The following is a 26,288-nucleotide window of genomic DNA, read 5'->3' as shown; positions in this document are numbered from 1 at the left end:
CTCCATGTCGCGCGGGTCCTACTTCGCCTTGACCGAATAGACCGGGGTCCAGTCGGCGGGGGCGAGCACGAGGTCCATCTTGACGTTCGGCACCGTGGTCTTGTCGATGACGGCCGCTTCCGGCTGGACGAGCTTGACCACCGGCTTCTTCTCGATGAGGCGGATCGCCTGGTCGATGCCGATCGCGCCCTCGCCGACGGGATACTGGGTGGCGAAGGCCAGGATGTCGCCGCGGTTCAGCGCGTCGAGCATCGCCTGGTTCTCGTAGGAGGAGATGATCTTCATGTCGGTGCGGCCGGCCTCGGCGACGGCGCCGATCGCGGCCTCCGCCGTCGGCGCCGTGCCCCAGATGACGTTCATGTCGGGATAGGTCTGGAGCGCGTCCTGGATCAGCTGGAGCTGGACGGCGACGCCCGAGTCGCCGAACTTCTCGTCGAGGATCTTGACGTTGGCGTTGCCGGCGACCTCCTTCTTGAAGCCCTCGTTGAAGCTCTCCGCCCAGCCCGAGCCCGCGGGGCCGGGGAAGGTGACGACATTCGCCGTCTCGCCCGAGCCGAGGCTCGCCAGAAGGCCTTTGGCGGTCACCCCGCCCATCGCCGCGAAGTCGACGAAGTTGGCGGCCGGCAGCTTCTCGATCGGCACCGGATTGACGACGCCGACCACCGGCACGCCCTTGGCCTTGGCCTCGTCGAACTTCTGCGCGAGGCCCGCGCCGGAGATCGCGCCGACGATGATGGCGTCTGCGCCGCTCGCGAGGCAGTCGTCGAACTGCGAGAGCTGGCGCGGCAGGTTCTCGTAGCCGCCCGCCTCGTAGAGCGTCATGTTGACGTTGGCGGCCTCGGCCTGTTTCACGACGCCGTAGGCGACCGCGACCCAGAAGCTGTCCTTCATGTGCGGGAAGAGGACGCAGAGATTGTAGGGCTTCTCGGCCTTGCCCACCGGCGTGTACTCGGCCGGGGTCGGCGTGCCGGAGGAGGAATCGAAAATCTTCATCGGGAACCAGCTCTCCTGCGCCGAAGCGGGGGAGAGCGCGGCGAGCGACAGGCCGGTCGCAAGCCCGAGTGCGCGGGTCATGGCTTGAAAAGGCGTCATGGCATCGATCCTTCAGGCTTCGGGAGGGAGAAGGGACGGGGCCGCCCGGCCCCGCCCGTCCGGGCATGTCTCGTCAGGCGGCGGCCCACTTGGCGACCGAGCGACGCTCGAAGCTCTCGCGGAACTGCCGGGTGGATTCGGGCAGGAGCTCGCCCGTGCCCCAGTGGAGGATCACGGCGTGGCGGCGGATCACGTCCATCATGTCGATCTCGCCGGCCCGGAACCTGCCGGCGACCGCTTCGGGGTCCTCACGGGCCCACTCGACGCGGCTCTTGGCGATCTCGGCGCGAAGGGCTCGCGTGCCGGCCTCGTCGATCTCGTACTCGCAGAGCTCGGCGTCGATCGTGCGGATCACGACGCCGTAGTCGCTGGCGGCCCGCTTCACCGACACGTAGTCGTCGACGACGTCCTCGAGGACATGGGCGGGATCGCGCTTCAACGGATCGCCGAAGCCGCCGCCGCCGCCGGTGGGTCGCCAGAAGTGGTCGCCCTCCTTGAGCGACACGTCGGAGAAGATCGTGCCGAGGCGGACGGTCTCCTCGGTGCCGACCCGCTTCAGCGTCAGCCCGTGCGGGATCGAGGGGAGGCCCCCTTCGATGCCCCAGACGATCGCCCGCTCGCGGTCGCAGATGTAGGAGATCACCGTGTCCTCGGACTGCAGCATCTTGGAGCCCTTGAGGACGCCGACGCCGCCGCGCCACTCGCCGGGACCGGCGGAATCGGTCTGGATCTGGCACTCCGTCATCAGGATCGGCGTCGTGCGCTCCTGGCCCTCGATCGGCTGCGCCATCATGCCGGTGCCGAAGCACGAGGTGGTGACGTTGGCGCCGTCCTTGCCGTTGCGCCCGCCCCAGCCGCCCGGCAGCCAGTCGTAGAACATGAAGATCGGCTTGTCGGGCGAGCGGGCGTCGCGCCCGCCGGTCAGCAGGTATTCGAGGTTGAAGGTGCAGGCGAGTGCGCGCTCGGGCATCAGCTCCGACCACATCTCGTAGATCGAGTTCATGATCTTCTCGAAGGGCATCAGGAAGCCGGTGACCGCCACCGGCCACTTGGCGTCGACGATCGAGCCTTCCGGCACGGTCAGCTCGAAGGCGCGGTAGAAGCCGGAATTGAGCGGCAGGTCGGGGAAGAAAGTCTTCATGCCCGCCGCCACCGCCGAGAAGGTCGCGCCGAAGGCCGAGTTGTAGATCGAGGCGATGGTCGGGTGGCTGCCCGAGAAGTCGTAATAGGCCTTATCGCCCTTGATCGTCATCTTGATTCGGATCGGGATCATGCCCTCGCCGCCGGCCGGGTCGCGGTCGATGTAGTCGACCGTCTCCCAGGTGCCGTCGGGGAGCGCGGCGATGCGCTGGCGCACGGCCCGCTCGACATAGTCCTGCACTTCGGCAAGGCCCGTCTTCACGGTCTCTCGCCCGTATTTCTCGACGAGGCGCAGGATTTCGCGCGCGCAGACGGCGGTGCCCTGCGCCTGCGCCTGGATGTCGCCGATGATCGAGGCGGGGTCGCGCGTGTTGGAGGCGATCATGTTGGCGACGTCCCGCCGGAAGACGCCCTTGTCGTAGAGCCGGACCGGCGTGATGCGCAGGCCCTCGCGGAACATGTCCTTGGCGGTCACGTCGAAGGAGCCCGGCACCGAGCCGCCCATGTCCGACCAGTGGCCGTTGGACTGGGCATAGGCGATGATCTCGCCGCCGGAGAAGACGGGGCGGATGAGGCGCACGTCCGAGAAATGCGTGCCGCCGGCATAGGGGTCGTTGATGGCGAAGACGTCGCCGTCGTGCATGTCGCCCTCGAAGGCGCGCATCACGTCCTTGCAGGTGAAGTGCAGGGTGCCGACGTGGACGGCGATGTCCTGGTTGCCCTGCGCCGCGCATTCACCGTCGGCATCGTGCAGCGCCGAGGAGAAGTCGTGGTTGTAGATCACGAAGGAGTAGCAGGTCCGCAGCACCTGCTCGCCCATCTGGTCGACGCTGGTGATGAAGGAGTTCTTGAGGACCTCGAAGGTCACCGGGTCGAGCGTCTGTTCGCTGGCCATCTCGTTCAGCCCTTCACGCGGATGATGATGTTCAGGAATTTGTCGACCTCGGCGAGCGAGCCGGGCGGCACGACGACGGTCGAATCCACCTGCTCGACGATCGCGGGGCCCCGGAACGAGAAGCCGCAGGGCAGGTCGTCGCGCTGGAAGACCGGCGTGTCGTGCGGCGCCTTGTCGAACCAGACGGTGCGGCGCGACACGGGATCGGGGGTCCGCCCCGTCGGCTCGTGGACGGCGAGCTCGGCCTTCGGCACGACGCCGATCGCCTTGACGTTGACGCGGAAGAACGAGACCGGCGCGTCGTCGCGCCGGAAGTTGTATTCGCGCTGGTGTTCGCGGTGGAAGTCGGCGACCAGCGTCTCGATCGAGGTGATCGGGCTCGGCACCGAGACGGCGAGCGAGCGCCACTGGCCGCGATACATCATGTCGATCGAGCGCTGGAGCACGATGTCGGCCTCCGCCACGCCCTCGTGCGTCAGCCGGTCGAGGGCCTCGCGCTCGATGCGGGCGAAGCGCGCCTCGATGTCGGCGGGCTCGGCGTCCGCGCCCTCCATCATGCAGTTTTCCGAGAAATCGTGCTGCATGTCGACGAGCAGGCAGCCGAGCGCCGAGGTGACGCCGGGGTTCGGCGGCACGATCACGGCGGGGATGGCGAGTTCGCGCGCGACGTCCACCCCGTGCAGCGCACCGGCCCCGCCGAAGGCGACGAGGGCGAAGTCGCGCGGGTCGTAGCCGCGGCTGATCGAGATCAGGCGCACGGCGTCCGACATGTTGGCGTTGGCCACGCGCAGGATCGCGTCGGAGGCGTCCTCGGCCGACAGGCCGAAGGACTTCGCGACGCCCTCTTCTACAGCGGCCCTCGCGAGTGCGGGGTCTAGCTGCACCTTGCCGCCGGCGAGACTGGTGCCGAGGCGCCCGAGCGTGACGTTGGCGTCCGTGTTGGTCGGCTGGCGGTTGCCGTTGCCGTAGCAGGCGGGGCCGGGAAAGGCGCCGGCCGACTGCGGGCCGTTGCGCAAGCTGCCCGCCTCGTCGGTCCAGGCGAGCGAGCCGCCGCCCGCGCCGATCGTCAGCACCTCGATCGAGGAGAAGCGGATGGGGTAGCCGAACTCGATGTACCAATCCTTGGTGACGCGCGACTGGCCCTCGTAGGCGAGCGAGACGTCGGTGGACGTGCCGCCCATGTCGAGTCCGATCGAGTTCGGGAAGCCGCAGAGCGAGGCGATGTGGCGGGACGCGATGGCGCCCGCCGCGATCCCTGAGCCCGCGAGGCGCGCGGCGAAGTCCTTGACGCTCGCCGGCGTCATCACGCCGCCGCCGGTGTGCAGGAGCAGGAGGTCGCGGGTGTAGCCGCCCGACGCCAGCTTCTCGCCGAGGCGGCTGGTGTAGCTGACGACGACGGGCGATAGGGCGGCGTTGGCGACGGTGGTCGAGAAGCGCTCGTGCTCGAAGATTTCGGGCAGCACCTGCGAGGAGATCGAGACCGGCACGTCGGGCATCGCCTCGAGCAGAATCTCGCGCATGCGGCGCTCGGGCTCGCCGTTGAGATAGGCGTTCATGAAGCAGACGGCGATCGCCTCGACGCCGCGCTTCTTCAGAATGCGCGCCACCTCGCGCGCGGCGGCCTCGTCCAGCGGCTCGACGACCCGTCCAGTGGAATCCACGCGCTCGGGCACGGTCAGCCGGTCGCGGCGCGGGATGTAGGGCTTCACGACGTCCTTGTAGACGTCCCAGAGATCCTCCTTGTTGGCGCGTCGGATCTCGAGGACGTCGCGAAAGCCCGCGCTGCAGACCATGGCCGTGCGCGGCAGGCGGCGGGTGATCAGCGCGTTGGTGGCGACGGTGGTGCCGTGGCTGAACAGCGCGACCTTCGACAGGTCGATGCCGGCCTTGGCGACGCCGCCGAGGATGCCCTCGATCGGGTCCTTGGTGGAGGACGTCTTCTCGATGCGGATGAGGCCGGTGTCCTCGTCCATGATGCAGATGTCGGTGAAGGTGCCGCCGACATCGACGGCGACGCGAAGATTCTGCAAGGTGGCCCATCCCATGCTTCGGCCGTTCGTGTCGGCACAGGCGTGCCCGGCGGCGCGACGGATCGGTGCGATCCGCGCCCGTTCGACAAGGACGGTCGTTGGTTTTCGAAAGGTTGCCGGGAGATTAAAGGCGCTTTCGCCGCGGCGCTCTTGTCGCCGAGCGCGTCAATCCTTGCGGCGTGGTGCGATCGGCGCCCAAGGCTTGGGCGACATGGTGCGCTGCATCATGAATGATCAGCCGTGTGCCGCGGCGCGCGTCTCGCTCGGGCTGCGGCCGAAATGGGCGCGGTAGTTCCGGCTGAACTGCGCCTGGTCGCCGAAGCCCCACTCGTAGGCGATCTCGGAAATGGCGCGGCGCCGGTTCCGCGGGTCCTTCAGGAGCGCGTCGCACATCAGAAGGCGCTGGGTGCGAATGTGGGCGCAGACCGTCGTGCCCTCCGCCTCGAAGAGCTGGTGCAGGTAGCGCAGGGAGATGCCGCACCCGTCGGCGATCCTCTGCGGTGGCAGGTCGCTCTCGCGCAGGTGCGAGCGGATGAAATGCTCGGCGCGGTGGAGATGGGCGTTGCGCACCGAGGAGGAGGACCCCGACAGGACGCGCTGGTCGGATTCCACCGCCATGGCGAGGAGGTCGACGAGATGGTTGCCCATCAGGCTCCGGGCCGTCTCGTCCATCTCGTCGAGGCGCGGCGCGGTCATGCGCAGCATGTCGACGAAGAGGGCGCCGACCGAGCGGCTCGCGTCGAACTGCAGCGTTGCCAGCCGCTCGGGCCGGGCGATGCGCGAGCGCAGGAGCGCGCTCGGCACCTTCATCACCCAGAGCGCCGCCCGCTCGCGATGGCTGAACTCGTAAGGCAGGTGGCTGCGCTCGATCAGGAACTGGCCGGGCCGGCAGGTGACGTCCTGGTTGTCCTGCGCGAAGCGGATCTCGGCGATGTCGGGCACCGTAATCAGGTAGCTTTCCTCGCGCTCCGACACGAGATGGCGCTCCTGCCGGCGGTACAGCAGCCCGTCGCAGTGGTTGCGCGAGATCGAGACCTGGCCGAGCGACCAGAAGTCGAGGTCGCCGGAGAAGTCCTGCGCGTTGCGGAACTGGATATCGAGCGGGAAGTAGGTGCGCGACACCGCGTCCTGCCAGAACTGCTTGCGCTGGCCGCCCGAGGCCTGATCGGTGGAATAGGTCAATCGCATCGCACGCATCCCCATCCGGTTCCGCCGGCCTCGCGGTCCGGAAGCCGGTAGTTCAACATCAATCGCGCGGCGTTTGAAGTCCCCACGCGGCAAATGCCCGTTCAGGTCGGCAAAGCAGGAAGCGTGCCAAATCAAGGCGATGGCGGGCGGGACCCGCGCGGAGCGCTGCATTGCGGGCGATATATCATATGACGGTCCGGCATCGCCGGCCTCGCGCGTCCGCTTCGCCGAGCCGTCCGCCGCAAGGTACTGCCTATGATCGCATCAAGCGGGGTGATTCGAGGGCAGGGTCCGCAGGACGGGTATCCCTCCTGTCGCGGGACGAGCGGGGAGGCGTCGGCCCCTCGTACGGCGCTGGACGACGAGGTGGCCCCTGTCCCGATGGCGTCCCACTCGCGCGGCGAGCCGGTCGGCTCCGGCCCGGCGTCCCCGTCGTGGACAGCGCTCGCCCCTTTCAGGCCGCCGCCGCCAGGCGATCGCCGACGGACGTCGCGCCCGGCGTGTCGTGGACCCCGTCGAGGTCGGGAGCGTGGCCGTAGCTCATGCGGCGACCGTGGTCATGTCGTGGAAGCTCGCGATGTCGTGGTGATGGACGGCGAGCGTCGTGGCGTAGACGCAATGGCAGTGAAGAACGCAGTCGACGTCGGGCCGGGCGGCGAGGATGTCGCGGTGGACGCGCCACTCCGACGACGGGCGGCGGGGCCCCTCGTAGGTGCCGCCGAACGACATCTGCACGAGGTCTTCCGGCTGCATCCGGTCGTAGGGCAGGGAGGTCGGGGTGACGAGGAAGCCCCTCTCGTTGCGCACGGACATCCTGCAGATCCCGCATCGATCGACCTTGACCGTCGCGGCCTCGCGGGCGGCCGCGCTCCAGCGCTTCGTGGCGGCCAGGGACGCGCGCGGACGCGGCACCGCAGCTCGGCGGCTCGCTGCGGCTCGTCCCGGCACCGGCGGCGTCGCTCGGCTCGACATTCGGCCGCATGGGGATCGAGGCGCGCTGTATGGGGGAAAGGGCCGCGCTCGTGCCCCATCGGACGGCGCCGGGCTCGCCAGCGTCCCCGAGATCGCCATCCCCGGCGGCTCTCCGGACGTCTCGCCATTCCATGGCGTGATCCCGCCGGGCTTGGGCCCGTCGCCGCATCAATCGACGGGTGCGGGCGTAACCGAACGTTATGACGTTCAAGTCATCGTCAGACCCCATGGAGAGGTTCGCACGACACGACGACGAGGCGGGGGAGGAGCGGCGTCTGGCGGCGCTGCGCGCGATGCGCGCGCTGGACGCCGGTGCCTCGCCGCTGATGGAGCGGCTCTGCGAGGTCGCGCGCGAGGCGCTCGGCACGCCGATGGCCTACGTTTCCCTGATCGGGGACGACGCCCAGCACATCCGGGCGACCGCCGGGTTCGAACCGCGCGACACGCCTCGCAAGGGCTCGTTCTGCGACCACACGATCCGGGGCGACGACGTCCTCGTCGTGCCGGACGCCGCCGCCGATCCCCGCTTTGCCGACAGCCCGCTCGTGACCGGCGTGGCGGGCGTCCGGTTCTATGCGGGGGCGCCGCTGATCGCAGACGGGGGCGCGCGGCTCGGCGCGTTCTGCGTGGCCGGACCGCAGCCGAAGACCCTCTCCGCCAACGACCAGCGGCTGCTGCAGCGCCTGGCCGAGGCCGCCGTTCTCGAACTGCGTCGCCAGCGCGTCGAACTCGATGCCGTCGACGCCATCGCGGCTCTGGAGACCACGGCCACGGAGGCGGCGAACCAGCGCGAGGTCTGGGAGCAGCGCACGGCGGTGCTGGAACATGCGGCCAACCAGACCGGGTCGGGAAGTTGGGAACTCGACCTCGGCACGGGCCGCATCATCTGGTCGGACGGCCTCTATCGCCTGCTCGGCGTCGAACCTGGCTGCGGGCGCCCGCCGCGCGAGATCCTGTGGGACCGGGTCCACCCGGACGACCGGCCCATCCTGCAGGCGGCGCGCGACGCTGCCAAGGCGGGGCGCTCCTTCTCGCTGGAGATGCGGGTCGTCGCCGCCGACGGGACCATCGCCCACCTGTCGAGCCGCGGCGAGCCCGTCGGCACCGTGCCCGGCACGCCCGGACGCATGGTCGGCGTGATCCGCGACATCACGCGGGAGAAGGCCGCCGAGGTCGCCCTTCGCGAAAGCGAGGATCACTACCGCCACGCCGTCGAGCTCAGCCCGCAGATTCCCTGGACCGCGGATGCGGACGGCAGCATCCTCGAGGCCGGCCCGCTCTGGATGGCGACGACCGGCCGGAGCGCGGCCGAAACGCTCGGCAAGGGGTGGGCGGAGGCGCTCCACCCCGACGATGCGGGACCGGCGCTGGCGAGGTGGGGCCAGGCGCTGGCCTCCGGCGACCCGCTCGATGTTCGCTACCGCGTGAGGGCCGTCGACGGCACGTACCGCTGGTTCCGCGCCTACGCCGCGCCGCGCCGCGCTGCCGACGGCTCCATCCTGCGCTGGTACGGCACGCTCGAGGACATCCACGAGCGCAAGCTGGCCGAGGACGAGGCCGAGGCCTCGCGTCACCGGCTCGCCGCGGTTCTGGAAAGCACCGGCGACTGCGTCCTCGTCGTGGATCACGACTGGCGCATCGTCTACCTCAACGGAAACGCCCGCGCCTACCTCGCCCGAACCCGGCCCGCCGGCGTCGGCGACGACTTCTGGGACCTCTACGCCGAGTATGTCGGCGGCGTCTTCGACTTCAATTACCGGGAGGCCTTGCGGACCGGCCGGCCGGTGCGTTTCGAAGCCTATCTCGAACACGCGGACACCTGGCTCGACGTCAACGCCTGCCCCGGCGAGGACGGGCTCTCGATCTTCTTCCGCGACGTTACGCAGGCGCGGCGCACACGCGACGAACTCCTGACGATGGCGCACCACGACCCGCTGACCGGCCTTTTCAACCGCGCGCGCTTCTCCGCGGTTCTCGAGGAGATGCTGGACGGCGAGACGGATCCGCCGCCGGCGGTCCTCCTCCTCGATCTCGACCTGTTCAAGGAGGTCAACGACACGCTCGGCCACCCGGTCGGCGACGCGCTGCTGCGGGCGGTGGCCGAGCGGCTGCGGCGGGAGGTGGGGGCGGGTCCGCTTCTGGCGCGCCTCGGCGGCGACGAATTCGCCGTGATCGTCAGCGGGCCGGAGCATGACGTCGGCGCCCTGGCGGAGCGGCTGATGGCCTGCTTCGAGGAAACCTTCCCCGTCCAGGGCAACGCGATCCAGCTGGCCGCCAGCATCGGTTCGGCGGTGGCGGGGCCCGGCTGCGGTTCGGCGGACGAACTCTTCAAGGCCGCCGACATCGCGCTCTACCGCGCCAAGGAGGACGGGCGCGGCGCGATCCGGGCGTTCGATGCCCCGATGTTCGAGCGGGTCCGGGCGCGCCAGAGCATGAAGCAGGATCTCGGCGGCGCTCTGGAGCGGGGCGAGCTTCGCCTCGTCTACCAGCCCATCCTCGACCTCTCGTCGGACGGGGTCGTCGGGTTCGAGGCCCTCCTGCGCTGGCGGCATCCGGAGCGCGGCGACGTGTCCCCGGCCGAGTTCATTCCGCTGGCGGAGGAAACGGGCCTGATCGTGCCGATCGGCGACTGGGTGCTGGAAACCGCCTGCCGCGAGGCGGCGGCTTGGCCCGCCGGCACGACGGTGGCGGTCAATGTCTCGGCGGTCCAGTTCCGCGACGAGACCCTGCCGCTGCGGGTCTTGCAGGCGCTCTGCCGCTCGGGCGCCGCGGCAGCGCGGCTGGAACTCGAGATCACCGAATCGGTGCTGATGAGCGACAGCGAGCAGAACATGCGCACGCTCCACGCCCTTCGGCAGGCGGGCATCCGGATCGCGCTCGACGACTTCGGCACCGGCTTCTCGTCGCTGTCCTATCTTCGCCGCTTCCCCTTCGACAAGCTGAAGCTCGACCGATCCTTCGTCGGCGACATCGGGCGCTCGGCGGAGGCGGAGGCGATCATCCGCGCGGCCGGCGAGATGGGGCGCGCCCTGCGAATGACCACGACCGCGGAAGGGGTCGAGACACCCGAGCAGCTCGACTGGCTGCGGCAGAACGGCTGGGCGCAGGCGCAGGGCTACCTGATCGGACGCCCGCTCGAGCGAGCCGACGTGCCGGCCCGCCTGCCTGGCGTGGGGAACCCGCCCGCCGCCTCGCCGCGGCTCGCCGCCCCCTGACGCCCGGCGAATGTCGGCGACGGGTGGCTCGGGACGCACGGGCCGAACGGGCTCAACCCTTGGCGGCGATGGCGCCGAGTTCCTCCAGGTCGAGGTCGCGCTCGAGGTCGTGCAGGGTCTCGTCGTCGATCTGGTGCGTCCGGTGGAGCCGGACGAGCTCGGCGCGGCCGGCGGCGATGGCGGCGAGGATCACGTCGAAATGGGCGTTGATGCTTTCGTCGCGCTCCGCTGCGTCCCCTGAAAAATTCGCCGAAAGCGAGGCGCGGCGGCGGTAGCTGTCGAGAAGGCGCGGGTGAAGAAGCGTGCCGTCGGCCGAGAAGGCGTTCCGCTCGACCGCCGCAAGCTGCGCCTCCACCATCGCCGCCTCCGCCGCGAAGAGATCCAGCGGGGGATGGGCGCGCTCGTCCTCCGACAGGCCGGCCCAGCGGATCACGAGGCCGAGCGTCGTGCCCTGGACGAGCACGGTGACGAGGATCGCGGCGAAGGCGACCACCAGCATCAGGTCGCGCCCGGGCATCGTCTCGGGCAGCGAGAGCGCGACCGCCAGCGTCACCACGCCGCGCATGCCCGCCCAGCTCATCACCGTGGCAGCCCGGCCGCCGAGCGGCTCGGCGCCGCGAACGCCGCGGGCGTGCAGGCGGCGCAGCACCGCGTCGGCCCCGAACACCCAGGCGAAGCGCGCCAGCGTCATGGCGGCGATCACCGCCGCGACCGCGCCGGCCATGTCGGTCCAGACGACGCCGATGCCGCCGACGCGCTCCAGGACGCCGCGCAGCGACAGGCCGATGAGGACGAACACGGCCGCTTCGAGGAGAAAGATCAGCACCTGCCAGAACGCCACGCCGCGCAGGCGCACGCTCGCGGTGAAGACGGTGTGCTGGTACCAGCCGCAGACGAGGCCGGCCGTCACCGTGGCGATGACGCCCGACACGTGGAAGAGCTCGCCCGTGAGATAGCTCACCCAGCAAACGAGGACCGAGGCCGCGATCATCAGGTAGTCGTCGCCGAGGCGGCGCAGCACGAGCACCCAGAGCGCGCCGATCGCCCCGCCGACCAGGAGGCCGCCGCCGACGAGGAGCGTGAAGCTGCCCACCGCCTCACCGAGGCTGAACGTGCCCGTCAGCGTGGCGGCGACCGCGAAGCGGAAGAGGACGAGGCCGGTCGCATCGTTAAGAAGGCTCTCGCCCTCGAGCAGCGTCGCCAGCCGGCGCGGCAGCGTCACCCGCTGCAGGACGGCGCGGGCCGAAACGGCATCCGGCGGCGAGACGATGGCGCCGAGCGCGATGCAGGCCGCCCACGGCAGTTCCGGCACCACGGCCTTGGCCGCCAGCGCGACGGCGGCCGTGGTGAACAGCACCGCGCCGATCGCGAGCGAGGCGATGCCGGCGAGATGGCGGCGGAAGGGCGCCAGCGCCGTGAACCAGGCGCCGTCCATCAGGAGCGGCGGCAGGAAGACGACGAGCACCAGTTCGGGGTCGAGCTCGACCGGCGGCAGCCCGGGCACGAAGGCGAGCGTGCCGCCGCCGATCAAAAGCGCCACGGCCGGCGGCAGCGACAGGCGCTGGGCGATGTAGTGCAGCACCAGCACCGCCACGAACATCGCGACGATGACCTCGAAGAGTTCGACAGGATGCATGTCAGTCTCGCCGCGACGGGAAGGGTCGCGCGCATCCTTGCGACAAAGCGCGGGCGACCGCCAGCGGGCGTGTGCGAGCGCGATCCGGTTCCGTCGCCGGGACATCCGAAGGCCGTCGCGTCCAACCTTCGAGGAGGATGCCGTGGCGCCGAAAATGTCGGAAGGCGCGACGCGATCGATTGGCGCGACGCGTCTTCGCTAACCTTTGCCTGCCATGCTCGCGGCTTCCTGGCCATGACGTGGACGCCGCCATGAACGTTCTAACACCCGCTGCGCCGGCGGCGCCAGTCCTCGCCCTCGAGGCGCCGGGTTTCGAGCTGATGCTCCAGGCGCTTCCCCATCCGGTGCTGGCATTGGGCGCTGAGGGGACGGTGACCTATGCCAACGCAGCGGCCGAAGCCGCGTTCGGCGGATGGGTCGTCGGGCTGAACGTGCGCGACCTCGGCTCCGGCCTGGCGCTTCCCGCCCTCGACGCGAGCCGGGGCGCCTCCATGAGTCTCACGACGAAAGGGGACGTTCCCTACGACGCGACCCTCGCGCCCGTCGGGGAGGGCCGGTTCGTGGTCGATCTGCGCCCCTCGGCCACGCAGGACCGCCCCGCCATCGCCTCGGACCTCGACGACCTGACCGGGCTGGCGAAGCGCAACATGTTCCTGTCGCACCTGACCGGCGCGCTCGCCCGCAGCGAGGAGGCGCCGATCGCGGTCCACTGCCTCGACCTCGACCGCTTCAAGATGATCAACGACACGCTCGGACACGGGATCGGCGATCTCCTCCTGAAGAAGGTCGCCGACCGTCTCGTCAGCGCCTGCCGCAAGGGCGACGTCGTGGCGCGGCTCGGCGGCGACGAGTTCGTCGTCCTGCAAGCGGGCGTGCGCGAGGCGGCGGACGCCGAGAAGCTCGCGGCCCGGATCGTCGATCTCGTGGGACGGACCTATGTCCTCAGCGGCCACACGATCAACATCGGGGCCAGCGTCGGCGTCGCGCTGCAGGGCTCGGTCACCCAGGCGCGGGACATGCTGCGCAACGGCGACCTCGCCCTCTACGAGGCCAAGCGCGCCGGTCGCGGTCGATACCGGATGTTCGAGGCCGGCATGGACGAGCTCCTGCACAAGCGGCGCGAGATGGAGATCGACCTGCGCCGGGCGCTGGCGCTGAAGCAGTTCGAGCTGAACTTCCAGCCCTTCCTCGATCTCGCCACCGACACCTGCATCGGGTTCGAGGCGCTCCTGCGCTGGAAGCACCCGACGAAGGGCTCCATCCCTCCGCTCGACTTCATCTCGCTGGCCGAGGAGAACGGCCTGATCGTCAGGATCGGCGAATGGGTGCTGCGGACGGCCTGCCACGAGGCGATGTCCTGGCCGGGCGAGATGATCGTCGCGGTGAACGTCTCGCCCCTCCAGTTCAAGGCGGACACGCTGCTCGCCACCGTCGCCTCGGCGCTCGAGAAGTCGGGCCTGCCCGCCCACCGTCTGGAGATCGAGATCACCGAGGGGGTTCTCCTCGACGACACCGACAACGTCCTGAAGACGCTCGCGGCCCTCAGCGACCTCGGCGTCAAGATCTCGATGGACGACTTCGGCACCGGCTACTCGTCGCTCAGCTATCTCCAGAAGTTTCCGTTCAACAAGATCAAGATCGACCGCTCCTTCGTCGCCAACGCGAACGCCGACAGCGAGGCGATCCTTCGCGCCGTCGCGGGGCTCGGCACCAGTCTCGGCATGGCGATCACGGCCGAGGGCGTCGAGACCGCCGAACAGCTCGCACGCATCCGGGAGGAGCGCTGCACGCACGTCCAGGGCTATCTGACGGGCCGCCCGATGCCGGCCGGCGACGTCGAAGCCTTCCTGACCCAGCATATCAAGGACCGCGAGGGACACGCCCGATGACCGCTAGCCTGCACCGCCTCGTCTACTACAGCCGCAATCACATTTCCGGCGACGCCGCGGCGTTCGCGGCCCATGTCGACGACATCCTCGCCCGGAGCCGGACGAACAACGCCCGCGACGGGATTACCGGCGCGCTCCTCTTCAACGCCGGCTGCTTCGCGCAGGTCCTCGAAGGCCCGCTCGCCACCATCGAGGCCGCCTTCGAGCGGATCCAGCAGGATGAACGGCACGGCGAAGTCGCGCTCCTCGCCCTCGATCCGATCGCCGCGCGCAGCTTCCCGAACTGGGCGATGGGCTTCGTCGGCGCGTCGGACCGCGATGCGGACCGCTTCCAGACTGTGGGCGCATCGAGCGGCTTCGACCCGTCGCGCCTCAGCGGCGACGAGATCCACACGCTCCTGCGCGACCTGACGATCGAGGAGGAAGTGGCGGCCTGACGCGCGTTCCGCCCGGCTCCCGGCCCCGGCCCCGGCCGCGCGTCGCTCAGTGGGCGCCGGCCGGCGCTCCGCCGCCCGGCTTCACGTTGCGCAGGATCAGCGCCAGCGGCACCGCGCAGAGCGAGATCAGCATCAGGACGTGGAAGACGTCGATATAGGCGAGATAGCCGACCTGCTGTTGAAGCGTCTGCCCGATCAGCGCGATGGCGCTCTGCTCGGCGTCCGGCGCCGAAAGGCCGCGAGCGCGCAGCATCGCGACCGTCGCCTCCATCGTCTGGTGATAGGCGGGGCTCGACGGGGTGATGTGCTCGACCAGCCGGCTCTGGTGGAACTGCTCGCGGAAGGCCAGCGTGTTCTGCGCGATCGACACGCCGATCGAGCCGCCCACGTTGCGCGCGACGTTGATGAGGGCCGAGGCCTGGTCGGTCTTGTTCTTCGGGATGCCGTCGTAGGACGCGGTGGTGATCGGAATGAAGATCAGGGGCAGGCCGAGGCCGACGAAGATGCGCGACCAGACGAAGTAGCCGAAGTTGGCGTCGGGCGAGAGGCGCGTGAGATCCCACATGGCGGCCGCCACGATCGCCGCGCCGAGCGCGATCAGGTATTTCGGCTGCACGATCGCGGTCACCCGCCCGACCACGAACATCATCGTCATGGTGACGATGCCGCCCGGCGAGAGAGCCATGCCCGCCCAGGTCGCCGTGTAGCCGTAGAAGCTCTGCAGGAGTTCGGGCACGAACTGGGTGGTCGCGATCAGGATCGCGCCGGTCGCCATCATCACGAGGAAGCACGAGCCGAACTGCCGGCTGGCGACCATGCGCAGATCCACCACCGGGTTCTCGTGGCGAAGCTCCCACGGGATCATGAACAGGAAGGCGAGGACGCAGACGGTCGCCGAGACGATGATGAAGTTCGAGCCGAACCAGTCCTCGGTCTGGCCGCGGTCGAGCACGAGCTCCAGGGCGCCGAGGAAGGTCGCGACGGCGAGGAAGCCGACGATGTCGAAGCGGATGCCTTTCTTCTTGATCGCCTCGCGCTCCTGACGCGCCTCGTCGGATTCGGTGACGAGGAACCAGACCAGCGCGAAGGCGAGGACGCCGACCGGCCCGTTGATGAGGAAGCACCAGTGCCAGGACACGTTGTCCGACAGCCAGCCGCCGAGCGTCGGCCCGACGACGGGCGCGACGACGACCGCGACGCCGAACAGCGCGAAGGCCTGGCCGCGCTTCTCGGGCGGGAACGAGTCCGCGAGGATCGACTGCGAGATCGGCACCATGCCGCCGCCTGCGAACCCCTGCAGGATGCGGAAGAACAGGAGGGACTCGATGTTCCAGGCGAGACCGCACAGGACCGAGGAGATCGTGAAGACCGCAAGGCAGGCGAGATAGAAGCGCTTGCGCCCGTAGCGCTTGGCGATGAACGAGGAGGCCGTCAGCGTGATGGCGTTGGAGACGAGATAGGTCGTGACCACCCACGAGGCCTCGTCCGAGGAGACGCCGAGGCCGCCCGAGATGTAGCGCAGCGCGACGTTGGCGATCGTGGTGTCCAGCACCTCCATGAAGGTCGCGATCGACACGACGACGGCGATCACCCATGGATTGCCGGCGCCCGCCGGCTTGGCGGGGGCGGCGGTCGCGGCGGACACCGGGGTCAGTCCTTGGCGCGAACGGTGACGGTCGGCACGACCGACATGCCCGGGCCGATCGAGACGTCCTGCGGCCAGCCGTCGGCCACGATCTTCACCGGCACGCGCTGCACGACCTTCACGTAGTTGCCGGTGGCGTTCTCGGCCGGCAGCAGCGAGAAGGCGGTGCCCGAGCCGGGCTGCACGGAATCGACATGGCCGCGGATCTCATGGTCCGGGTAGGCGTCGATGCGGATGTCGACGGGCTGGCCCGGCCGCATGTCGGTGATCTGCGTTTCCTTGAAGTTGGCGGTCACCCAGATGTCGTCCGGCACGAACATGGCGACGCTCTGCCCGGTCTGCACATACTGGCCGACCGCGCCCGTGAGCTTGACGACGCGGCCCGGCTGGGCGGCGGTCACGGTGACGTAGGACAGGTTGAGCTTGGCCTGGGCGGCCTGGGCGTTGGCCTCGCGCAGGTCCGCGACCGAGGTGGCGCGCTGCGCCTGGAGCGAGCCGACCTGCTTTTCCGCCGCGGTCACCGCGGCGCGCGAGCGGTTCAGCTCGGCCTCCGCCTGGCGCAGGTTCGAGGTCTGCTGCTGCGCGGTCTGCACCGTGCCGGCGCCGGAGCGGACGAGCTGCTGCGCGCGGGCGGCCTCCTCCTGCGCGAACTGGACGCTCGCCTCGTTCTGCGTGACGGCGGCCTGGGCTTCGACGACCTGCGCCTGCTGCGCGGCGATCTGCGCGTCCGCGCCGCTGATCGCGGCTTGCGCCGCCGCGATGCGCGCCTCCGCCTCGTCGACCGCGGCCTGGTAGTCGCGCGGATCGATGCGCAGGATGACGGCGCCGGCCTCGACATGCTGGTTGTCGGACACCGGCACCTCCGAGACGTAGCCCGCGACCTGCGGCGAGATGGCGAACTGGCGGGAATCGATGAAGGCGTCGTCGGTCGATTCGTACGGGTAGATCGCCGTCTGCCAGTAGATGTAGCCGCCCACCGCCGCCGCGACGATCGCGATCAGCACCAGAAGCACGATGAAGGGATGCCGGCGCAGGATCGAGGGACGCTTGGCCGTCTTGTCGGCCGTTTCATCGGCCTTGTCGTCACCGCCCGTGTCCGGCTTCGCTTCGTCGCGGGCGTCGGTGCGGCCCTGTTCGGGGGCGGGCTGGACCTTTCGCTCATCGGGCGCCCGCGCCTCGGCGTGATCCCGCTCGCCGGCCCGTCCTTCCGGGTTGATGGCGATCGAACCGTCGGCATCGCCGTTGGCCCAGGGGAGGCGGGATTCATCGAGCATGGTGCGGGATCCGAAGAACGAGCCTTTCGGCACGAGGTGTCCCGATCAAACGAAGCGCACGGAAATGTGTTCCGCCGCGACCGGATGCGCCCGGCGATCCAACCCGGCCTCCGGCGCTGGCGCAGCGGACCGCCCTCCCGATCTCGCAAGGGGCGCGCCTCCGTTTCGTTTTTTCCGCGACCACGCGGTGATCGGATGCGCGGATGATCGGTTGCCCCATCCGTATCCTGGCAGTGCGCCGACGACGGCGGCGCTGGCGCTTGCGGCCATCAAGCGGATAAACGGTCGGCGAGGGGAGGCCCGTCGCAGGGTGGGACCGGACGCCTCGGGCAGGAGGATGCCGGATAACGCGCGGCTTCTTACGGATCCTCGTCTTTTCTTTTGCCGACACGCACCCTATCCGTCCGCCATGCACATTCGACCCGCCCGCCCGGACGACGCTCCCGCCATTCTCGCCGCCATCCGCCCCGTCGTCGCGGCGGGCGAAACCTATGCGCTGGATCCTCGCATGGGCGACGACGATCTCCTTGCCTACTGGACCGCCCCCGACAAACGGACCTTCGTCGCGGAGGAGGACGGGACGCTCCTGGGCACGTACTACATCCGGACGAACCAGGGCGGCGGCGGGAGCCACGTGTGCAACTGCGGCTACGTCACCGCGGAGGCGGCGACCGGACGGGGCGTCGCCCGGCGGATGTGCGCCGACTCGATCGAACGGGCCCGCGCGCTCGGCTACGAGGCGATGCAGTTCAATTTCGTGGTCAGCACCAACGTTCGGGCCGTCAACCTGTGGGCCGCGATGGGCTTCGAGACCGTCGGGCGGCTGCCCGGCGCATTCCGCCATCCGACGCTGGGCGACGTCGACGCGCTGGTGATGTACCGGACGCTCTGAAGGGGGACGTCCGACGACGAGACCGCCCACTCTCTGCCCGCTTCCGGCTGGCGTTTCCAGGGGCGGGCCGTCCGAAGACCGCCGCCTCGTCGCCATCGCGGATCGCATGGCGCCTCGATCCGCAAGGTCGTTGCGATCCTGGCGATGGACACCCGGCATGAACCGAACATTGGGGGGGGGGAGCGCGGGACCCATCTGCCCGGCCAAAGACGGAACCGCCGTCCGTCCCGCGCGTCTAGGACGGCGCGGCCCGTCCGGGGCGGCGTTGCGTGCGGTCGGTCGGGGCCTTTCCGGCGCCGGGTCGACGTGGCCACACGAGCCGAGGATGTCGCCATGTCCGATCTGCCCCATCACAGCCGGTACGATTACTCGCCCATCCTTGGGCGGCCCGACTACTCCTGACCCGAAGGGCGCCGGCTCGCCGTCTACCTCGGCGTCAACCACGAGGTCTTCGGGTTCGGGGACGGGCTGGGCGCCAAGCTGGCGCCGTCCCAGACCGAGCCCGACGTCATGAACTTCGCCTGGCGCGACTACGGCAACCGCGTCGGCGCCTGGCGTTTCATGGAAATGTTCGACCGGCTGGAACTGTCCACCACCGCGCTCGTCAACAGCGCGGCGATCGAACGGTGTCCGGGACTGGCGGAGGCCTGCCGCGACCGGGGCGACGAGATCGCCGCGCACGGCCAGACCAACGCCGAGGCGGAAGGGCAGATGAGCGAGGACGAGGAGCGGTCGATGATCGCGCGGACCCTCGACGACTTCGAGAGGATCGGCGTCCGGCCGCAGGGCTGGCTCGGCCCCTGGATTTCGGAAAGCCACCACACGCCCGATCTCCTGGAGGAAGCGGGCTTCACCTATGTCCTCGACTGGGCGCACGACGACCAGCCGACCCGGCTCGAGACCCGCAGCGGAGCGGGGATCCTGTCGATCCCCTATTCGCAGGAGATCAACGACATCCCGTCCATCGTCTCTCGCCATCAGGAAGCGGCGACGTTCGCGGCGATGATCGAGGACGCGGTCGACCAGCTCCTCGGCGAATGCGAGCGCCGTCCCCTCGTTCTCGGCATCGCGCTGCACCCCTACATCATGGGACAGGCCCACCGCGCCCTGCACCTCGACCGCGTCCTGACGCGACTTCGGGAGCGCGACGACCCCCGCATCTGGTGGACCACCGCCGGGGCCGTGGCGAGGCACATGTCGGACGTGTCGGTCGAGGCCGGCCGCCGAGACAGGGTGCTGCGCTGGGGAGACGGGTCCGGCGATCCCGCCACATCGGCCGAACGGACCTGAACCATCTGCGATCGGCGCCGTACTCCTGTGTACGGCCCCCTGGCGGCGGGTTCCCCATGATCGCTGCCGAACTCGTCGCGCCGTCGGGCCGTCCACCGGAGAGGGCGCGCAACGGAACCTTCATTCAGCTGTCGTAGAACGGGACGTCTCCATCGACATCGTCGCCGACGATCGTCTCCGCGTGGATCCCGTGCGATGCTGCCGAAGATCACCATTTCCCGAAAGATCGTCTTCGCCTTCGCGGCGATCATGGCCGTGCTCCTGGCCGCGAACGGCATGCTCTGGTCGAGCCTGACCGACGCTTCGGTCGCGAACGGGGCGCAGACCAGCAACTTCCTGGCCTCGCTCCAGGCCGAGCGCATGCGCGCCTCGCTCTACCGGCAGCAGAACGCCATCGGCAACAACCTCCTGACGGGCGAGGAACGCTTCCTGAAGACCTACGCGGACGCGAAGGCCGGCTTCCTGAAAGCCGCGGACGGCTTCCTCGCGCTGTCGCCGTCGAGCGAGCAGAAGGCGAAGGTCTCGGCGGCGCGCGCCGTGGTCGAGACCTGGTGGGAGAAGGCCGGCAACCGCATGATCGAGCTCGGACGCGATCCCGCGACCCGGCCCGACGCGCTGGCGCTGCCCAAGCAGTTTCCGTTGACGCAGGCCTACGACCTCCTCGACGACGCGCTCAAGATCCAGGACGAGCTGATCGCCTCGAACAGCGCCGCGGCCGAGGCCGCGAACGCCATGTCGCTGCGCACGATGATCGGCTCGCTCGCGATCAGCGGCGCCATCGCGCTCCTCATGGGATGGCTGCTGGTGCGCACGATCTCGCGCCCGATCGTCGGGCTGACCGGCACGATGCGCCGTCTCGCCGAAGGGGACACGTCGGTCGAGATCCCCGCCACGGCGCGCCGCGACGAGATCGGCGACATGGCCGGCGCCGTTCAGGTCTTCAAGGACGCCGCCCTCGAAAAGCGCCGCCTCGAAGCGGACGCCGAGGCCAGCCGCGAGGTCCGCGCCGCCGGCATCGCCCGTCAGGCGGCGGTCGATCAGGCCAAGTCGGAGGACCTGCGCGTCTTCGTCCACCTTGTGGAGCAGAGCTTCGAACGCCTCTCCCAGGGCGACCTCACCGTGCGCATGGCCGCGGCCGTCGCGCCCGAGTTCGAGCCCATCCGGCGGACGTTCAACACGTCGGTGGAGGCCCTCGAGGGCGCGATCGGGACGGTGGTCGAATCCATCGGGACGATCCGCCTCGGCCTCGGGGAGATCGCGAGCGCCTCGAACGACCTCGCGCACCGCACCGAACAGCAGGCCGCGTCGCTGGAGGAGACCGTCGCGGCGCTGGCCGACGTGACCGTCGCCATCGACGGAACGGCTACCGGCGCCGGCGACGCCCAGAAGGCCGCGACCGGGACCGAACGCGATGCGGCGGCGGGGGGCGAGATCGTGGCCCGCGCGGTGGCCGCGATGGGCGCGATCAAGACCTCGTCCGACCAGATCGGCAAGATCATCGGGGTGATCGACGAGATCGCCTTCCAGACCAACCTTCTGGCGCTGAACGCCGGCGTCGAGGCCGCGCGTGCCGGCGAGGCCGGCCGGGGGTTCGCGGTTGTCGCGCAGGAGGTGCGCGGGCTTGCCCAGCGCTCGGCGGAGGCGGCCAAGGAGATCAAGTCGCTGATCTCGAGCTCCGCCTCGCAGGTCGCGATCGGCGTCGAACTCGTCTCCGCTTCGGGCTCGTCGCTCGGAAAGATCGTCTCCAAGGTCGGCGACGTCAGCGCGATCGTCTCGCGGATCGCCGACAGCGCCAGCGAGCAGGCCCAGCGTCTGAAGGAGGTCGCATCGGCCGCCGATCAGATGGATCACGTGACGCAGCAGAATGCGGCGATGGTCGAGGAAACGACGGCGGCGGCGCACGCCCTGACCGAGGAGACCGAGCGGCTCGCCGCCCTCACGCGGCGCTTCCAGATCCGCTCGGCGGCACCCGCCGCGTCCGCGGCGCGCCCGGCCAAGCCCCGGACCGGCGTCGCGCAGATGCGCAGCACGGGCCGCGGCGGCGCGGCCCTGAAGTCGGCTCCCGCAGCCTCCGAGTGGGAGGACTTCTGACCGCTCGCTTCCGCCGGCGGGCGGAGCGGCAAGGCGTCTCAAGCCACCGTGCGCCCGCCGGGGTCAGATCTGCGCGGGGATGCTGCGGCTTCGCGCCGCGGTGAGGCCCGCGAAGAGGGTTCCGCCGACGAGGCCCGTCGCCGCCATCGCCATGAGCCCCCCGGCCGTGCGGGCGGCGGCGATGAGGGTCGGCATCGGCGTGAAGACGCCCATCACCTCGAACGCCGTCCACAGGGACACGGCGCCGGCGAGCGCGAAGATCGGCACCCGAGCCTGCGGCAGGGACCGCGACACCCACCCGGCGACCAGGAACGCGGGCAGGAAGGCGGCGGCCGTGATCGCGGCCATGACGGGTCCGAAGAACGCGACGTCCTGAGCCGTCGTGAGTGCGCGAAGTCCCGTCGTGATCGGGGCGCCGAGGTCCACCAGCCGGCCGAGGTTGATCTGCGTCTGGACGATGCTGGCAAGGATCGCCGTCGCCGCCACGGCGAGGAGAAACGCGATCGCGAGGCGGGGAAGCGTTCGGGTCATCGTTCACCATTCCTTGTGTGGCGGCGCCGCCGACCGTTCCTCGCCTATGTTGGCTGACTAACTGGTGGCGAGGCGACGCGAATGAACCCGAACATTGACGTGAACGCGCACGCTTCGCGCCCGTGGGGCCCGATCGTTCTGACCTGCGCCGCGCTGCTCTTCGGCGCGGCGCCGTCCGCGCGGGCCGAGCCGCCACCGCGGGTCGACCCCGCGCTCTACCGCGTCGTCACCGAGATCGAGGGACTGGAGCGGCCCTGGTCGCTGGCGTTCCTGCCCGACGGGCGCCGCCTCGTCACGGAAGCGGTGGGGCGGTTGCGCGTCGTCGGCGCGGACGGCACGCTCGATCCCGCTCCGGTGGGCGGCCTGCCGCCGATCTACACGGACGGCCAGGGCGGCCTGATGGATGTGGCGGTGGACTCTGATTTCGCCGAGACCGGACGGATCTTCCTGACCTTCCTGCACGGCGACGCCGAGGCCAACAACGTGCGGCTCGTCAGCGCCCGCCTTGAGGACGGCGCGCTCGACGACCTTCGCGTCCTCTTCACCGCGACGCCGAAGGCCGGCGGCTCCAACCACGGAAGCCGCATCGCCTTCCTGGCCGACGGAACCCTTGCGCTGTCGCTCGGCGACGGGTTCGACCGGCGCGAGGACGCGCAGGACCCCGCCAACACGCTCGGCAAGATCGTGCGGCTCGGCCGCGACGCGTCGATCCCGGCGGACAATCCGCTAGCCGCCCAGCCCGGCGCCGCGCCCGAAATCCTCACCCTCGGGCACCGCAACGTGCAGGGGGTCGCGTTCGACCCGTCGGACGGCACGCTCCTCGTTGCCGAACACGGACCGCGCGGCGGGGACGAGCTGAACCGGCTGGTCCCCGGCCGCAACTACGGCTGGCCGCTGGTGTCCGGCGGCCTCGACTACAGCTTCGCGCGCGTCACGCCCTTCGCCTCGCTGCCGGGCTTCGAGGCGCCGCTTCTGGAATGGACGCCCTCGATCGCGCCCGCAGGGCTCGCCGTCTACCGGGGGGACCTCTTCCCGCAATGGCGCGGCGCCCTCCTGGTGCCCGCGCTCGCGGAGAAATCGGTGCGCCTCGTCCATCGGCAGGACGGCCAGATCACGGGGCAGGAACTGCTTCTCGCCGAGCTGGGGGAGCGGATGCGCGACGTCAGGGTCGCACCGGACGGCTCGATCCAGGTCCTGACCGACGGGGAGGACGGGCGCCTCCTGCGGCTCGTGCCGCCCGCCTGATGGCGCCCGAGCCGGGCGGGTGCCGGTCGGCCTCAAGCGGGCTCCGTCGCCGCGCCGATGCGCCGGTATCGCAAGGGCTGAGAGGCGACCGGTAGTCCGCTCCATGCAGCTCGATGGCAACGGCCATTCGATCGCTGGACTGAGCGGCCGCGCAGGGATCCCCGAATTCTCAATGACACGGTCGGGTCACGGGCCTTGTGGACTTTTCGAACGAACGCCCATTTGCCGGGAGAGCCGTGCGGCGTTCTCGCGATCATGTCGCGCGACAATGGGATCGGTCAGTGCGGCGAACGGACCGCACCGGCGGCGGACGGTCCAGCTGTCGAGGTCATGGGGGGACGGGAATGACGAGCCGAACCACGCCGCGCGGGGCGCCCTCCGATCCCGCCGGGGCCGTCCGGTCCTCCGGGCTCAATGCCCCGTTGTCCGGCCCCTGGAGCACGATCGGCGCCCGCCTGCCCGTGGCCTTTCGATGCTGACGCTTCACACGGTCGACGGCGGCCGGCTGAAATCCTCGGGCAGCGACTGCTCGCAGATGCCGGACGGCCTGGTGTGGATCGACCTGCACGACCCGACGCCCGAGGAGGAGCGCGCCGTCGAGCGGATGCTGGGCATCGAGGTGCCGACGAAGGACGAAATGGCCGAGATCGAGGAGTCCTCGCGTCTCTATCAGGAGGACGGGGCGCTGGTGATGACGGCCGTCCTCGTCCAGGCGGCGGGACGGACCCAACCCGCGCGCACGCAGGTGACCTTCGTCCTGACGCGGCGCTGCCTCGTCACGGTCCGCTATGCCGACGTCATGCCTTTCCGCGCTTTCGATGCCAAGGCGGCCAAGTCGACGGACGCGAACCTGTCGTCCGAAACGGTGTTCGGCTCGCTTCTGGAGAGCGTCCTCGAGCGCATCGCCGACCTCTTGGAGGCGACCGAGGCCGAGATCGGCGAGGTATCGACCGCGATCTTCTACGGCGACGAGGACGTGCGCAAGGCGGAGGAGCGCTCGACCGTCCTGCGCCATCTCCTGATCCGGCTCGGCCGCAAGAACCGGATGCTGGCGATCATCCGCGAGAGCCTCCTCAGCTTGAATCGTCTCGTCCTCTTCGCGCGGCCGGGCGCGCCCTGGATCCAGGACGCTGCGCTCCAGCGCCTCGAATCGGTCGAGCGCGACATCCGCTCGCTATCGGAATACGAGGCGCGCACGCAGGCCGAGATCGCCTACCTGCAGGACGCGACGCTCGGGCTCATCAACATCGAGCAGAACACGATCATCAAGGTCTTCTCGATCGCCGCCGTCCTGTTCCTGCCGCCGACGCTCGTCGGCACGATCTACGGCATGAACTTCGAGCATATGCCGGAACTGTCCTGGCGCGTCGGCTATCCCATGGCGCTGGGGATGATGGTCGTCTCGGCCGCCGTTCCCTATGGCTGGTTCCGGCGCAAGGGCTGGTTGTAGGTTTGCGCCGGCGACATTTCGCTCAACGACGATGGTCTCCAAGACGTTTGCCGACGCGGCGGACCCGGCCGTCATCGGCGACCTGAAGGCTCGCAGCTGGAACGACGAAACGCCGAACGCGGTGATGGCTTGGACGACGGACAATCAGGAAATCGGCAAGGACGGCGCGCTGCATTTCCTCCAGACGCGCCCGGACCTCTGGAAGCCGTGGGTCGGGCCCGAGGTCGCGCAGCGGGTCCACGCGGCGCTCCGAGCGGACCGCGATCCTTCCCTTCGGTCCGACCCCGGCCGAGGAGGGGCTCGTCGTCCGCAAGCGGGCACCGATGCCTGCGGGTCAGACGGGGGCGTCGGGTCCTGGCCGAGGTCCCGGGCGGCCGGCGTCCGGGGATGGACCTGCCGACGCGCCGGCCGCGCCATCGGGCACCTCGCGCCATTCACCGAGGAGCATTTCCAGAAAATGCCCTGCGGCCGGGGACAAGCGGCTCTGGCGTCGGCGCACCACGCCGATCGAGCGCGACACCTCGGGCTCCACGAGCGGGCGGGTGGTGAGATAGGGGTGGTCGTCCTGGGGCGTGGCCAGTTTCGGGAGGACGGAGACCCCGAGCCCCGCCTCGACGAGGCCGAGCGACGTCGACAGGTGGGTCACCTCGTAGAACCATTGCAAACGCAGGTTCGAACGCGCCAGCGCCGCATCGAGCAGCGTCCGGTTGCCGCTGGTGCGGCCGACCGTGATGAGGCGGTGCCCTTCGAGCTCCGACCAACGGATCGGGCCGCCCGTCGCGGCCAGCGGATGATCCTTGCGGCAGGCCAGGACGAACGGATCGTCCATCAGCGGCGTGAACTGAAGATCGGGATCGGATGACGCCGACAGGTTGATGCCGAATTCGACCTCGCCGCGCGCCACGCTCGCCAGTCCGTCCGAGGCGCTGAGATCGAGGATGCGGAAGCGGATCTGCGGATACTGCTCGTTGAAGCGCTTGATGACGCGCGGCAGGAAGTAGAAGGCCGCCGTCGGCAGGCAGGCGATCGTCACCACCACCGACTGGCGCTGGCCGAGTTCGCGGACCGAAAACAGCGAGGTGTCGAACTCGTCGAGCATCCGCTTGACCAGCGGCACCAGTTCGCGGCCGACCGCCGTCGGCGCGACTCGCCGCGTCGTGCGCTCCAGCAGCGAGGCGCCGATCGCCGCTTCGAGCTTCTGGATCCGCCGCGTCAGCGCCGGTTGCGAAAGGTTCAGGGCTTCGGCTGCCTTGTGGAAACCCTCAAGCTCGACGACGGCCAGAAAGGCCCGCAGATCCAGAACCTCGCAATTGATGCTCATATCGGAATAAATCTCCAATTCTTTGCATTTCACGAGGGTTCGCGTGAAGCGTATC

At 69.8% G+C, this 26,288-nt stretch carries 18 protein-coding genes and 1 pseudogene; 8 read left to right on the top strand and 11 right to left on the bottom strand.

Features of this window, described 5'->3' with window-relative positions; all coding sequences use genetic code 11:
• Positions 1 to 18 precede the first annotated feature (18 nt).
• The 5 genes and pseudogenes from torT to ASF65_RS22260 all read right to left on the bottom strand — a co-directional run.
• Positions 19 to 1,092, bottom strand: coding sequence for a TMAO reductase system periplasmic protein TorT (gene torT, locus ASF65_RS07025; protein ID WP_055887149.1), 1,074 nt, complete (start codon positions 1,090 to 1,092; stop codon positions 19 to 21).
• Between the two features lie 73 nt (positions 1,093 to 1,165).
• Positions 1,166 to 3,127: a hydantoinase B/oxoprolinase family protein gene (locus ASF65_RS07020; RefSeq protein ID WP_055887147.1), complete on the bottom strand. Its 1,962-nt coding sequence runs from the start codon at positions 3,125 to 3,127 to the stop codon at positions 1,166 to 1,168.
• A 5-nt stretch (positions 3,128 to 3,132) separates the two neighbouring features.
• A complete protein-coding gene (locus ASF65_RS07015; RefSeq protein WP_055887191.1) occupies positions 3,133 to 5,157 on the bottom strand; it encodes a hydantoinase/oxoprolinase family protein in 2,025 nt (674 codons plus the stop codon).
• Between the two features lie 234 nt (positions 5,158 to 5,391).
• On the bottom strand, positions 5,392 to 6,345 hold the full coding sequence (locus tag ASF65_RS07010; RefSeq protein WP_055887189.1) for a helix-turn-helix domain-containing protein: 954 nt from the start codon (positions 6,343 to 6,345) through the stop codon (positions 5,392 to 5,394).
• Between the two features lie 546 nt (positions 6,346 to 6,891).
• Positions 6,892 to 7,317, bottom strand: a pseudogene (locus tag ASF65_RS22260) (class II aldolase/adducin family protein); the annotation flags it as partial.
• A gap of 227 nt (positions 7,318 to 7,544) precedes the next feature.
• Between ASF65_RS22260 and ASF65_RS07000 the strand changes: the two are divergent.
• Positions 7,545 to 10,532, top strand: a complete 2,988-nt coding sequence (locus ASF65_RS07000; protein ID WP_055887141.1) for an EAL domain-containing protein — start codon at positions 7,545 to 7,547, stop codon at positions 10,530 to 10,532.
• A gap of 52 nt (positions 10,533 to 10,584) precedes the next feature.
• Here the strand turns inward: ASF65_RS07000 and ASF65_RS06995 are convergent, their stop codons facing one another.
• Positions 10,585 to 12,168 (bottom strand): Na+/H+ antiporter, encoded by a 1,584-nt coding sequence (locus ASF65_RS06995; protein ID WP_055887138.1) that lies wholly within the window; start codon positions 12,166 to 12,168, stop codon positions 10,585 to 10,587.
• 251 nt (positions 12,169 to 12,419) lie between these two features.
• On the opposite strand from ASF65_RS06995, the gene ASF65_RS06990 reads away from it, so the two are divergent.
• Both ASF65_RS06990 and ASF65_RS06985 read left to right on the top strand, forming a co-directional pair.
• Complete coding sequence (locus ASF65_RS06990; protein WP_055887135.1) at positions 12,420 to 14,057, top strand: bifunctional diguanylate cyclase/phosphodiesterase; 1,638 nt, start codon at positions 12,420 to 12,422, stop codon at positions 14,055 to 14,057.
• Positions 14,054 to 14,494, top strand: a complete 441-nt coding sequence (locus ASF65_RS06985) for a BLUF domain-containing protein (RefSeq protein ID WP_055887132.1) — start codon at positions 14,054 to 14,056, stop codon at positions 14,492 to 14,494. The genes ASF65_RS06990 and ASF65_RS06985 overlap by 4 nt, the downstream gene beginning before the upstream one ends.
• A 46-nt stretch (positions 14,495 to 14,540) precedes the next feature.
• Here the strand turns inward: ASF65_RS06985 and ASF65_RS06980 are convergent, their stop codons facing one another.
• A complete protein-coding gene (locus ASF65_RS06980; protein WP_055887130.1) occupies positions 14,541 to 16,139 on the bottom strand; it encodes a DHA2 family efflux MFS transporter permease subunit in 1,599 nt (532 codons plus the stop codon).
• 5 nt (positions 16,140 to 16,144) lie between these two features.
• Complete coding sequence (locus tag ASF65_RS06975) at positions 16,145 to 17,413, bottom strand: HlyD family secretion protein (RefSeq protein WP_082505232.1); 1,269 nt, start codon at positions 17,411 to 17,413, stop codon at positions 16,145 to 16,147.
• A 409-nt stretch (positions 17,414 to 17,822) separates the two neighbouring features.
• On the opposite strand from ASF65_RS06975, the gene ASF65_RS06970 reads away from it, so the two are divergent.
• The 3 genes from ASF65_RS06970 to ASF65_RS06960 all read left to right on the top strand — a co-directional run bounded on the left by ASF65_RS06970 (position 17,823) and on the right by ASF65_RS06960 (position 21,686).
• A complete protein-coding gene (locus tag ASF65_RS06970; protein ID WP_055887127.1) occupies positions 17,823 to 18,305 on the top strand; it encodes a GNAT family N-acetyltransferase in 483 nt (160 codons plus the stop codon).
• Positions 18,306 to 18,815: 510 nt separating this feature from the next.
• Positions 18,816 to 19,595: a polysaccharide deacetylase family protein gene (locus tag ASF65_RS06965; RefSeq protein ID WP_348271170.1), complete on the top strand. Its 780-nt coding sequence runs from the start codon at positions 18,816 to 18,818 to the stop codon at positions 19,593 to 19,595.
• A 195-nt stretch (positions 19,596 to 19,790) separates the two neighbouring features.
• Positions 19,791 to 21,686 carry a methyl-accepting chemotaxis protein gene (locus tag ASF65_RS06960; RefSeq protein ID WP_055887124.1) on the top strand — a complete coding sequence of 632 codons (1,896 nt, stop codon included), beginning with the start codon at positions 19,791 to 19,793 and terminating at the stop codon, positions 21,684 to 21,686.
• 63 nt (positions 21,687 to 21,749) lie between these two features.
• Here the strand turns inward: ASF65_RS06960 and ASF65_RS06955 are convergent, their stop codons facing one another.
• On the bottom strand, positions 21,750 to 22,217 hold the full coding sequence (locus ASF65_RS06955) for a hypothetical protein (RefSeq protein WP_055887121.1): 468 nt from the start codon (positions 22,215 to 22,217) through the stop codon (positions 21,750 to 21,752).
• Positions 22,218 to 22,298: 81 nt separating this feature from the next.
• On the opposite strand from ASF65_RS06955, the gene ASF65_RS06950 reads away from it, so the two are divergent.
• Positions 22,299 to 23,462 (top strand): PQQ-dependent sugar dehydrogenase, encoded by a 1,164-nt coding sequence (locus tag ASF65_RS06950; RefSeq protein WP_082505231.1) that lies wholly within the window; start codon positions 22,299 to 22,301, stop codon positions 23,460 to 23,462.
• Between the two features lie 472 nt (positions 23,463 to 23,934).
• Positions 23,935 to 24,912: a magnesium transporter CorA family protein gene (locus tag ASF65_RS06945; RefSeq protein WP_055887118.1), complete on the top strand. Its 978-nt coding sequence runs from the start codon at positions 23,935 to 23,937 to the stop codon at positions 24,910 to 24,912.
• A gap of 22 nt (positions 24,913 to 24,934) precedes the next feature.
• Here ASF65_RS06945 and ASF65_RS21645 read toward each other — a convergent pair whose 3' ends face one another.
• Complete coding sequence (locus ASF65_RS21645; protein ID WP_162239462.1) at positions 24,935 to 25,153, bottom strand: hypothetical protein; 219 nt, start codon at positions 25,151 to 25,153, stop codon at positions 24,935 to 24,937.
• A gap of 93 nt (positions 25,154 to 25,246) precedes the next feature.
• Positions 25,247 to 26,233 carry a LysR family transcriptional regulator gene (locus ASF65_RS06940; RefSeq protein WP_055887116.1) on the bottom strand — a complete coding sequence of 329 codons (987 nt, stop codon included), beginning with the start codon at positions 26,231 to 26,233 and terminating at the stop codon, positions 25,247 to 25,249.
• Between the last annotated feature and the right edge of the window lie 55 nt (positions 26,234 to 26,288).

The organism is Aureimonas sp. Leaf324 (assembly GCF_001423245.1).
Taxonomy (GTDB): Bacteria; Pseudomonadota; Alphaproteobacteria; order Rhizobiales; family Rhizobiaceae; genus Aureimonas.
This window is presented reverse-complemented; position numbering and strand designations above follow the sequence as displayed.